General features: G+C 42.1%; 6 protein-coding genes and 1 rRNA gene. 6 read left to right on the top strand and 1 reads right to left on the bottom strand.

All coding sequences use genetic code 11. The features are described 5' to 3' along the window. The 3 genes from rrf to C5745_RS19565 form a co-directional block, all read left to right on the top strand. Nucleotides 1-100, top strand: a 5S ribosomal RNA gene (gene rrf / locus C5745_RS19555); the annotation flags it as partial. A 510-nt stretch (nucleotides 101-610) separates the two neighbouring features. Continuing rightward, entirely contained in the window at nucleotides 611-2023 is a 1413-nt protein-coding gene (locus C5745_RS19560) for a Gfo/Idh/MocA family protein (protein WP_105718706.1), read from the top strand. 102 nt (nucleotides 2024-2125) lie between these two features. Then, a complete protein-coding gene (locus C5745_RS19565; protein ID WP_105718707.1) occupies nucleotides 2126-3199 on the top strand; it encodes a formylglycine-generating enzyme family protein in 1074 nt (357 codons plus the stop codon). A 35-nt stretch (nucleotides 3200-3234) separates the two neighbouring features. On the opposite strand, the gene carB is transcribed toward C5745_RS19565, so the two are convergent. Beyond that, a complete protein-coding gene (gene carB / locus C5745_RS19570) occupies nucleotides 3235-6054 on the bottom strand; it encodes a carbamoyl-phosphate synthase large subunit (RefSeq protein WP_105718708.1) in 2820 nt (939 codons plus the stop codon). A gap of 303 nt (nucleotides 6055-6357) precedes the next feature. Between carB and C5745_RS19575 the strand changes: the two genes are divergently transcribed. From C5745_RS19575 to C5745_RS19585, 3 genes are all read left to right on the top strand, one after another. After that, nucleotides 6358-6858, top strand: coding sequence for a hypothetical protein (locus C5745_RS19575; protein WP_105718709.1), 501 nt, complete (start codon nucleotides 6358-6360; stop codon nucleotides 6856-6858). Nucleotides 6859-7101: 243 nt separating this feature from the next. Then, the gene (locus tag C5745_RS19580) at nucleotides 7102-10188 is read left to right on the top strand and encodes a SusC/RagA family TonB-linked outer membrane protein (protein ID WP_105718710.1); all 3087 of its coding nucleotides are present in this window, start codon (nucleotides 7102-7104) and stop codon (nucleotides 10186-10188) included. A 15-nt stretch (nucleotides 10189-10203) separates the two neighbouring features. Further along, the gene (locus tag C5745_RS19585) at nucleotides 10204-11916 is read left to right on the top strand and encodes a RagB/SusD family nutrient uptake outer membrane protein (RefSeq protein WP_105718711.1); all 1713 of its coding nucleotides are present in this window, start codon (nucleotides 10204-10206) and stop codon (nucleotides 11914-11916) included. The last annotated feature ends 157 nt before the right edge of the window (nucleotides 11917-12073 follow it).

Consider the following 12073-nt stretch of genomic DNA (forward strand, 5'->3'; position numbering starts at 1 on the left):
ATCGGCGGTGTCTACCTCTTCCCATTCCGAACAGAGCAGTCAAGCCCGCCAGAGCCGATGGTACTGCCGTAAAAGGTGGGAGAGTAGGTCGGTGCCGATTTTTATACAAAGCCCCTTCAGTAATCTGAAGGGGCTTTTTTGTTTGGAACATGCCAAGCCAGCTCAGAGATGTTTGTATAGACTTGACCGTTATATCGTTGCGTAATCCGCCAATACAACCATTAATGATAGACTCGTCACCTCCCGTTAGATTCCGGTGTTCTCATTTCTAGTGAGCGACGTTGCACCGTAAAATAGATATGTTCTATTGGTAAAGCGATGAATTAGTACGTTGAGTGTATCCGGAAGATCAATTCTTTTGGTCAAGAGAAAAAATCTAAGCATAGATTAAAAATTGAGCAAACGTTTGCTTTACGTTTTTACTTTTTTTTAGTTGGGAATACTATTATACTTGTGTTAGAAAAGGTCTTATAAGATTTTTTGATAACCATTTGTATGCTGTTTCACAATATAAGGGTTATATAGGGAAAACTGTTAGTTTGTTTTAAAATAGGTGAATTTAGAGGGGATGCAATGCTGTCCCCTTTAATACAAAGAAAGAAATTTATTTATGTATACCAATCGAAGAGATTTTTTAAAAAAGGCATCATTGTTGTCTAGTGCAGCGATTACATTGCCGGTAATAAATAACCCAGGTTATGCTACCGCTCCAGGTTTCAATATGTGGGGATATGCTGCGCCCAAGATAGATACGGTACGGATTGCGGTCATTGGTCTAGGGATGCGTGGCCCGGGAGCTGTAGATCGCTTGTCCTATATTGAAGGGACGGAAATTGTGGCATTATGCGATCGTCATGCAGATAGAGTGGCAAAAGCACAGAAGATATTAATCAACAAAGGCTTGAAAGAAGCTAAATCTTATTCTGGTGACGAAGGATGGGTTCAATTGCTGAAAGAAGAAGAAATTGACTTGGTCTATATCTGTACTCCTTGGGAGTTTCATGCACCGATGTGCATCGCTGCAATGAAAGCCGGAGCACACGCCGCCTGTGAAGTGCCCATCGGTTTAACGGTCAAAGAGTGTTGGGAGGTTGTTAAAGTTTCAGAGGAAACTAAAAGACACTGCATGATGTTGGAGAATTGTTGCTATGACTTTTTTGAAATGTTAACCTTAAATATGATCCGCCAAGGTATGTTTGGCGAACTAGTACATGCAGAAGGAGCATATATCCACGATTTATTAAGTCTGAACTTTGCGAAGAATGGCTATGATAATATGTGGCGTCTGCGGGAGAATATCAAAATGAACGGTAATCTCTATCCGACTCACGGAATAGGTCCAATTGCGCAGTGTATGAATATTAATAGTGGGGACCGGATGACCCACTTAGTCGCTATGCAGACAGCTGATTTCCAAATGGGAGATAAGGCTCGCAAGTTGGCAGCAGAAGACCCTTTCTTTCAGGAGTTTGTAGGTAAGAAGTATCGCGGAAATATGGATACGACACTAATTAAAACAGAAAAGGGCAAAACGTTACTGGTGCAGCATGATGTGACGTCACCGAGACCTTACTCTCGTCTTCATTTATTGAGCGGTACAAAAGGTTTCGCGCAGAAATATCCGAAAGAAGGAATTGCATTTGGACACAGCTTTGTAAAAGAAGAGGAACTAACAAGCCTTAAAGAAAAATATACGCCTCAATTGGTTAAATTTATTGGTGAGAAGGCAAAGGAAGTCGGCGGACATGGCGGTATGGACTTTATGATGGACTGGCGATTAATTGATTGTTTGCGTAATGGATTACCCATCGAACAACCTGTTTACGAAGGCGCCTCGTGGAGTGTTATCGTACCGTTGAGTTGTGAGTCGGTCGCTAAAAATAGTAAGACTGTGCATATTCCTGATTTTACAAAGGGAGCATGGAAAACAAATCAACCACATGATTTGAGCCTGAAAGAAGGTGGGAATACAGGGATTCGTCCGAAAGTTTCTAAAGATAAAAGCAATCAGTTGGATGTGTGATCGCATTCGAACATTAGATGGAATTAACTTAAATACAAAGATGCTCGCTTAAAAAAGGGGCATCTTTGTATTTTTTTGCTTGATTATCTGTATATTAGGCCGATGTATTCAGTTTTTTTTTTACTAGTGGCTCTTGCTTGGTGCGCGGTGTCTTGCGATTCTGGAGCTAAGACGACAGAAAACGTGTCAACGGAAGAATCAGTAGCACGATGTCATATGGGGGCAGTTCCATCGCGCGCCGTACAAAAGACAGATTCCCGATCTTATATACAAGGGCAGGATGATATCCGGATGGTCTTGATCGCGGGAGGGACGTTTCTGATGGGATCTTCTAATTTTCCCGATGCACAACCGATGCATCAGGTTAAGCTTTCTTCTTTTTATATGGATGAACATGAGGTTACCAATAGGCAGTTTAAGACTTTTGTAGATGCGACGGGATATGTAACGGTGGCAGAACGTCCACTGGATCCAAATGAGTTTCCTGGTGTCGAGCCAAATATGCTTGTTCCGGGATCGGCGGTTTTCGCTGCACCGAACGAAGTTAAGAGCTTAGGTAATTATATGCAATGGTGGCAATATATACCTGGGGCGAACTGGAAACATCCGGAGGGGCCTGATAGTTCGATCGAGGGAAAGGAAAACCATCCCGTAACACAGTTGGCTTATCAGGATGCAGAAGCTTATGCAAAATGGGTAGGGAAACGTCTTCCTACCGAAGCAGAATGGGAATATGCGGCTAAAGCAGGAAAACATAAGGATGAGACTTATTATTGGGGAAACGAAAAGAAGGAAGATGGGAAGTGGTTAACTAATATATATCAAGGAGACTTTCCATCCCGTAATACAAAGGAGGATGGTTTTGAAACGACGGCGCCGGTAAAGTCTTTTCCACCCAATGCATATGGCCTCTACGATATGGAAGGCAATGTTTGGGAATGGTGCTCCGATTTTTATCGACCGGATTATTATGCGTACGGTAAGAAGATAAACCCCAAGGGACCTACAGATTCACATGATCCGCAAGAACCGGGCTTAATAAAACGGGTTCAGCGCGGAGGTTCCTTCTTATGTAATGATCAGTATTGCGAGCGATATAAGGCCGGCAGTCGGGGAAAGGGTGAAATAAACAGCCCTACAAATAATGTGGGATTTCGTTGTGTAAAGGATATATAAAAAAATAAGCCCGTCCTAAAGACGGGCTTATTTTTTTATTGCGCATTTAAGAACATCGACTTTTTGTTATACAGCTCTCTAAAGTAAGGATCTTGCAAATCTTTGATAAAGCGGATAGCTTCACCCGTGGACTTCATTTCAGGTCCTAATTGTTTATCAACTTCAGGGAATTTATTGAAAGAGAATACAGGCTCCTTAATGGCATATCCTTTCAACTTACGTTCGATTTGAAAGTCTTTCAATTTGTTAACACCTAGCATAACCTTTGTGGCGATATTAATATAAGGAACGTCATAAGCTTTAGCTATGAAAGGAACTGTACGGGACGCACGTGGATTAGCTTCAATTACATATACATCTTCACCCTTCACTGCAAATTGAATATTCAATAAGCCTCGAACATTTAAAGCTTTAGCCAAGCGAATGGAGTATTCTTCCATTTTCTGTTGTACGTGTTCGGACAAGCTGAATGGCGGCAGGACGGCTGAAGAATCTCCCGAATGAATGCCAGCGGGCTCGATATGTTCCATCATACCGATAATGTGGACGTCTTCACCATCACAGATCGAATCTGATTCCGCCTCTTCGGCGCGGTCAAGGAAATGATCGATTAAGATTTGATTGCCCGGTAGGTTTTTCAATAAATTAACTACGGCTTTTTCAAGATCTTCATCGTTGATGACGATACTCATCCCTTGTCCTCCCAATACATAAGAAGGGCGTACTAATACAGGATATCCTACTTCACTCGCGACCTTTAATGCTTCCTCAGCGGAAGTCGCAACGCCATATTTCGGATAAGGGATATTTAACTCTTTCAATAGGTCCGAAAACCGGCCACGGTCTTCTGCTAAATCCATGTCAGCAAACGAAGTCCCAATAATTTTCACACCAAGTGCCTGCAGGCGCTCAGCCATCTTGAGTGCCGTTTGTCCTCCTAGCTGGACAATAATACCTTCTGGTTTTTCCAACTCTATAATTTCACGGACATGTTCCCAGAACACAGGCTCGAAATAGAGTTTATCCGCCATGTTAAAATCTGTAGACACGGTCTCCGGGTTACAGTTCACCATGATGGACTCATAACCAGCTTCTTTGGCGGCGATTAATCCATGGACACAAGAGTAGTCAAATTCGATTCCCTGGCCGATACGATTCGGGCCGGAACCTAAAACGATTATTTTCTTTTTGTTGGAAACTACAGATTCATTCTCGTCTTCGAAAGTAGAATAATAGTAAGGTGTGTGAGCAGTAAATTCGGCAGCACAGGTATCTACCATTTTATATACCCGATTTATCCCTAACTCTTTGCGGCGAGCATAGACATCGTCTTCGCTCACGTTACCAAGCAACCAGGATATTTGTAAATCAGAATAACCTTTTTGCTTTAATGTTAGGAGGAAATCACGGGGAATATTGTTCAACTGATACCTGCGTAGTTCTGTCTCTAGTTGTACCAATTCTTGAATTTGTACTAAAAACCACTTGTCGATACGTGTTACTTTACGAATGGATTCCAAGGGAACACCTAATTCGAAAGCATCTTTTATATGGAATACACGATCGGAACTCGGATGTTCTAGGCTGTCCATGATTTCTTCTAGGTTGCGCAGCTGACGCCCGTCAGCACCCAATCCTCCACGATTTGTTTCAAGAGACTGACAAGCTTTTTGTAATGCTTCTATAAATGTTCGGCCGATTGCCATAACCTCACCAACTGCTTTCATTTGTAGGCCTAACTCTTTATTGGCCCCTTTAAATTTGTCAAAATTGAAACGCGGAATTTTAACGATAACATAGTCTAATGTAGGCTCAAAGTAAGCTGATGTTGTTTTTGTTATTTGGTTCTGGAGTTCATCCAAATTATATCCTATAGCGAGCTTAGCGGCAATTTTTGCGATAGGATAACCAGTTGCTTTTGATGCTAATGCGGAAGAACGTGATACACGAGGGTTAATCTCGATAGCAATGATATCCTCGTTTTCAGGATTTATCGAAAACTGTACGTTACATCCCCCAGCAAAATTTCCGATAGACCGCATCATGCGGATGGCTTGATTACGCATGTCTTGGTAACATTTGTCACTCAATGTCATACCCGGAGCCACAGTAATGGAATCTCCTGTATGGATGCCCATTGGGTCAAAGTTCTCAATAGTACAAATAATGATAACGTTGTCATTACTGTCTCGCAACAATTCCAATTCGAATTCTTTCCAGCCTAATACAGCTTGTTCTACTAGTACCTCATGAGTAGGAGATGCATGCAAACCTCTGTTTAACGCAGCATCAAACTCTTCTTTCCTATGAACAAATCCTCCACCTGTGCCCGCTAATGTGTATGAGGGACGAATTACAAGTGGAAAACCTATTTCTTGTGCAGCTTCTTTACCTTCCAAGAAAGAATTGGCAATTTTAGATCGTGCGACACCTACACCGATATCCACCATTAGCTGGCGAAACTCTTCGCGGTTTTCCGTTTTTTCAATAGCAGCTACGTCCACTCCGATAACCTTTACATTGTATTTTTCCCAAAGACCAAGATTGGAAGCTTCGATACATAAATTTAATGCTGTTTGTCCACCCATAGTAGGTAGTACAGCATCAATCTGTTGTTCTTGGAGAATCTTCTCTATGCTCTCGCAGGTGAGCGGTAACAAGTAAACATGGTCTGCTATAACCTTGTCGGTCATAATCGTTGCAGGATTCGAATTGATAATGGACACTTCGATACCTTCTTCCTTCAAAGAAAGAGCCGCTTGTGAACCTGAATAATCAAATTCACAGGCTTGACCAATAACGATGGGTCCTGAACCAATAATTAAAACGGAGTTAATGGAGGTGTTTCTAGGCATTATTTCTCTTGTTCAAAAAATTAATTATCAACTTGTTGTGTTGACAAAGCAACGAAAAATGCCTTAAAGGGAAGAGTATTCCGACTGCTTTGTCGGAGTGCAAAGTTACATTTTTTTTAATAAAAAATACTTTTTTTAAATGTTTTATTTTACGCAGTATTCAAAAAAATGGATAAGCACGGTTCTAGCAGTTTCTGACTATACCTATAGTTGATATTTTGTTTTTTATTGTGGAATATAATGGAACGGTTTTTGATATTGAGAATCGATAAGAAAATTAGTATTTAATAAATTAAAAAGATTATGAAGAAATTTACTTTAGCTGTTGTTGCAGTATTGTTTGCTGCGGGCGTATTTGCGCAAGATTACAAAAACTCGATTGGTATTCGATTGGGAAGTGGAAACTATGATGTGGCAGCTGTAGCATTTAAAACATTTCTGAACGGCCCCGGAGCATTAGAGTTTGACTTAGGATTTAATTCAGAGAAAGCAGGTGGTGTTAAGTGGACAAATGTGGCGTTATCGGGTGCTTACCAGCACCACTTTCCAATTGCGAACATCGAGGGCTTTAAATGGTTTGTAGGTGGTGGCGCTATTTTATCCAATACTTTTATAAATGACGGGAATGTTGATGGTGGCTTCAATGTCGGGATTTTCCCGACAGGTGGCGTTGACTACAAATTGAAAAATGCTCCCTTTGCTTTCTCGGCGGATATTCGCCCAACGTTCCATATTGTAAATGGTTATGACCATTATAGCGGTTTTTATGCCAATGGCGGTGTAACGGCTCGTTACACATTCTAAGAAAACAAAAATATTGATAAGGGAAAGAGACCACTAGGGTCTCTTTTTTTATTGCCTCCAAAACCGCATCTGCTCAGTGGTGTTGTTACACGATATCTCATCGCAATCGTTTGTTTTATTTTACGCAATCGGTTTCGTTTATCTCGCTATTCTTAGTCCTTTTTTCTTCCTTTAAATTGCAATCGTTGGATTGTTTAAACTAACCCAACAACTACATTAAACATAAACATTGAGAAGTATTTTATGGTAAAGAGATTTACAAAACCCTCTTTTCTTGGTAAGAGCTTGTGTTTGGCGTCCGTCATTACAATAGGCGTATTATTACCAACAGGGGTAGCTTTAGCAAATGAATCGGCTGTTCATGTCCACGTTTTCTATCAACAGACAGTAACAGGTAGTGTCACTTCGGCAGACGGTCCAGTTGGGGCGGTTACGGTATCTGTATCGGGAAACCCTGCAGTATCGACTAAGACAGACGAAGATGGTAATTTTTCCATCAGTGCAAAAAATGGAGATGTGTTGGTGTTTACTGCTGTAGGATTTGATCCTTATACAGCAGTTGTTGAAGGGAGCACATTGCAAGCGGTATTGCAGGAAAGCGATCAAGCGCTGGAAGAAGTCGTCGTAACAGGATATTCCACACAAAAAAGGGAAAGTCTTACGGGATCGTTGCAGGTAGTGACCGGCGACGAGTTGCGTGATATCACAACCCCGTCGGTGGAAAATATGTTGAGCGCAAAAGCCCCCGGGGTACAGGTAACGCCAGGTTCGGCACAGCCTGGACAAAGAGGTGCTGTCGTCATACGTGGGCAAGCAACTTTAAGTGGTGCTACCGAACCATTATGGGTTATAGACGGGGTGATTGTAGGGTCTGAACCCGGGGATATAAATCCGGACGATATTGAATCGATGACCGTGCTGAAAGATGCGGCTTCTACGGCCATCTATGGTTCACAAGGAGCAAACGGCGTTATTGTGATAACTACTAAAAATCCAAAAGTAGGAAAAACAACTGTCAACTATGCTACACGGATGGGGTTCAATAAGCTGAATAATGGTAATGTGAGCATGATGAATGGAGCGGAATTATATGATTACTACAGCTCTTTCGAGAATGCAGGTGATATATCTTTTCCGCGTTGGAATAGCGAGTTGCGTAATAGTAATTTTGACTGGTGGGATCTGGCAACCGAAACCGGATTTACACAAAATCATAATTTAACCGTGCAAGGCGGAACTGAAACGTTACAATCTTTTCTATCCTTAGGGTATTATGATGAACAAGGCGCTGTGAAGGGATACGACTTCGATCGCTATAGCGTCCGTTTTAGACAAGTATACAAACCGTTAGAATGGCTGACCATTAAGCCTTCGATTGTCGGCGCACGCCGTGGAGTGGAAAACCGTCAATATTCAGTAACTGCTATGTATAGCCGCTTCCCTTGGGATAGCCCTTTCGACGAAAATGGTAACTTGGTACCACACCGCTACAGTGGTTGGGTAAACAATTCTGAAACCAATTATTTGTACGATTTGCAATGGAACCATTCGCAGAATACGAATTACGAATTTATGGGGAACTTTGATTTTGATATCAAACTCACCGATTGGTTAATGTTTTCTTCTGTTAACAACTATCGTTATAATACATACGCTAATGCAGGTTATGAGGATCCACGTTCAAATGCGGGTATAGGGGTAGTGGGACGCTTAACCGACTATCGATTCGAATACGCGCGACGTTATACGAACCAGATCCTACGAGCTAACAAAACCTGGGACAAACATACGGTGAGTGGTTTGTTAGCCTATGAGTTTAATGATTACAGTTCCAAAACTTTGGATGTTTACGGAATCGGCATTATTCCGGGCTTCGAAGTGATGGATGCTGTCACCTCACCGGAGCGTACCCGTGGTGAAATCGATGAATGGGCGGTTCAATCGTTTTTGTCAGACATACACTATTCCTATGATAACAGATACATGGCGCAACTATCTTTCCGAAGAGATGGTGCTTCCAATTTTGGTGATAATGCGAAATATGGAAATTTCTTCTCGATTAGTGGGGGATGGAACATACACTATGAAGACTGGTTTAACGCGGATTGGGTGAATGCTTTAAAAGTGCGTGCAGCCTATGGTTCGGTAGGTAACCGTCCGACGGCTTTATATCCACAATATGATCTTTACTCCGTCGAGCAAGGTTCTGGATATAATGGTAGACCGGGGGCATTGATTAGTCAAAAAGGAAATAGAGACCTGACCTGGGAGAAAACCTATACAGCCGGTGCAGGAATGGATGCCACTTTTTTAAATAACCGTTTACGGACTACCCTCGATTTTTATGTGAAAGATACGGATAATGTATTATACCAAGTACCGGTAACAGGTACCGTGGGTATTACCAGTATGTGGCGGAATATCGGAGCTATGCGCAATACCGGTTTTGAGATAGCCATTGGTGGAGATATTATTCAGAACGACGATTGGTACTGGAGTGTGGATTTGAATGTGGGACACAATAAGAATAAGTTGACACAGCTTTTTGAAACAAGAGGGGCAGATGGCACCTTTGCAGTAAGACCAGTTATTGTCGGTGATGGATCAAATATAGCTGGGTCTGCTCAGCGTGTATTGGAACCCGGGCGTCCAGTGGATACTTACTACATGCGGGAATGGGCAGGTGTAAATCCAGATAACGGAACACCGATGTGGTATAAAACAGAAACCAATAATGAGGGTAATGAAGTGCGTACCACAACTTCCAATTATGCTGACGCAACACTGACAGAATTAGAAAAAGCAGCGCCAGATCTATATGGAGGGTTTTCTACCGCATTAAAATACAAACAGTTTGATTTAGGAGCGGTCTTTGGTTATTCAATAGGAGGTAAAATCTATAATTATTCCCGTCAGGAATATGATTCGGATGGTGCTTATACTGACCGTAATCAAATGAAATTGATGCCGGGTTGGAGCCGCTGGGAAAAACCCGGCGATAATGCCACACATCCTGTTGCAAAATATGGTAATCGGGATAACGGAAATAAAGTGTCTTCACGCTATTTAGAAGATAGTGATTTCTTACGCTTGCGGTCGTTGACTTTAGGGTATAATTTTAAACTGGAGCAATATAACATCCGCAACTTACGGGTATTCTTTACTGGAGAAAACTTGTTCACCCTAACCAACTATTCTGGTGTAGACCCCGAAATTCCTTTGACACCGGTGGATGGAAGGCGAGAAGGAGGTAACTTAACGAATTCGGCCGGTCCATCCGTTTATCCTGCTGTCCGTCGGTTTATGTTCGGGTTCAATGTTTCATTTTAAAAATTGATAATCAACATGAAGAAGATAATATTTATAGCCTTAATGACGGCCACTGCTTTCGTATCCTGCGATATTGATCGTGCACCCTATGGATCGATGGATGCCGATGACATTATGAATGATCCGGATACGTATTTAGAATCCATGATTAACGGAGCATACGGACAATTGAAAGCTTGGTCCGACCCTATGCATCGTGCGGGTGAATACGCCGGCGATAACATTGCAATCCGGGGTACATCTACTGATGCATTTTTTGAATTTATAAGTTATAATCGTACACCAAATAATGGTCGTCTGAACCAGTTTTGGAACGCGGGCTATAAAGCTATTGCACAAACGTCCAACATAATCGATATGTTTGCCGAAGGACAAAGTGAAGAAATTAATAACCGTTTGGGTGAGTGCTATTATATACGGGGATTGATGTATTTCTATTTTGTCAGAGCCTACGGGCGTCCTTATTACGATAATCCCGAAACCAATTTAGGGATGCCTATTGTAAATGGTACACCGGAAGATATCCCCGGGCTGGAACTGGATGACCGTGTAAGTGTCGCGCAAACCTACCAACATATTATCGCGGATCTAGAGAAAGCAGAAGAATTGCTGACTATCAATAATGGACCGGTTTATGCTTCAAAAGGAGCGGTTTATGCCTTATTGTCACGCGTGTATTTGTATATGAGCGGCACCTATGCGTCTCCAAATACCGCATATGCACAGCTGGCTGTAGACTATGCAGATAAGGTCATTAATTCCGGAGATTATTCGTTATTACCACGGGAGCGATTCATGCAATACAGCACCTATACACCGGAGAACAATCCAGAGACTATTTTTGCTATCAAACGGATGGCATCAGAGTTTTCTGGTTCCGACCATTATTATGGTGTCGGGGGTATGTATGCCAATATCGGTGGTCAGGGCTGGGGCGAAATGTATGCCAGCGCTAAGTATATCGACCTGCTGAATGAAACTGGACGAAACGACTGGCGGGAAGAAAAGTATAATATAGTGGATGCGCGTGCAGCATTCATTGCACCAACCTATTCGCAGGATGCCAGCACAGGTAACTATACCGAGGTGTTCCGTTTTATACGGAAAGGAAATACATTGACTTATGTGCAGGCAACAGTGACTCGAAGTGGAAACATAATTACATGTAGAGACGGCGATAATACATATACCTTAACACCTCTGAATGCTGAGCAGGAGACTTATAGTATTAACCACGCGGATGGTAATACCTATACGGGGGTAATTGATAACTTTATTACCGTAAACAACGGACTACCACAATTTTATATTACGAAAGCTTCCCGAGAAGGCGAAGAATCACACTTACATTCACCTGTAATCAGTAGATTAGGAGAGGTTTATTTGAACCGTGCAGAGGCGTATGCTAAATTAGGCAACTATAGTGCTGCTTTGGCTGATTTAAACGAGATACGTACGCGTTCCATTGTGGATGGTGCATACAGTTCGATTAACGCTTCCAATGCCGGTACTTTAATCGATAAAGAACGTCAATTAGAGCTAGCCTTCCAAGCAGAGCGTAGTTACGATGTATATCGTAATGGCGGAACCTTGACGCGTCATTATCCGGGCGCACACAATCAGCCGCTGGAGGTAGCACCAACAGACTATCGCGTGGTCTATTATATTCCACAAGACGCTATCAATGCTTATCCGGGTAAGTTGACACAAAACCCTACCTCTAATTGATGGTATTGTGTCTTTGATCAATTGATATATAAAGAGGCCGTCTCAAAAATAACTGAGGCGGCTTTTTCATTTTTGGAGGTTTCCCAATATTTTTATCGAAGGTTTTCTGTTTTTCTGATTCTGTAATGGTTTTGGGAAGACCGGAAGGCATGTTCTG

Source organism: Sphingobacterium haloxyli (genome assembly GCF_002980525.1).
GTDB lineage: Bacteria > Bacteroidota > Bacteroidia > Sphingobacteriales > Sphingobacteriaceae > Sphingobacterium > Sphingobacterium haloxyli.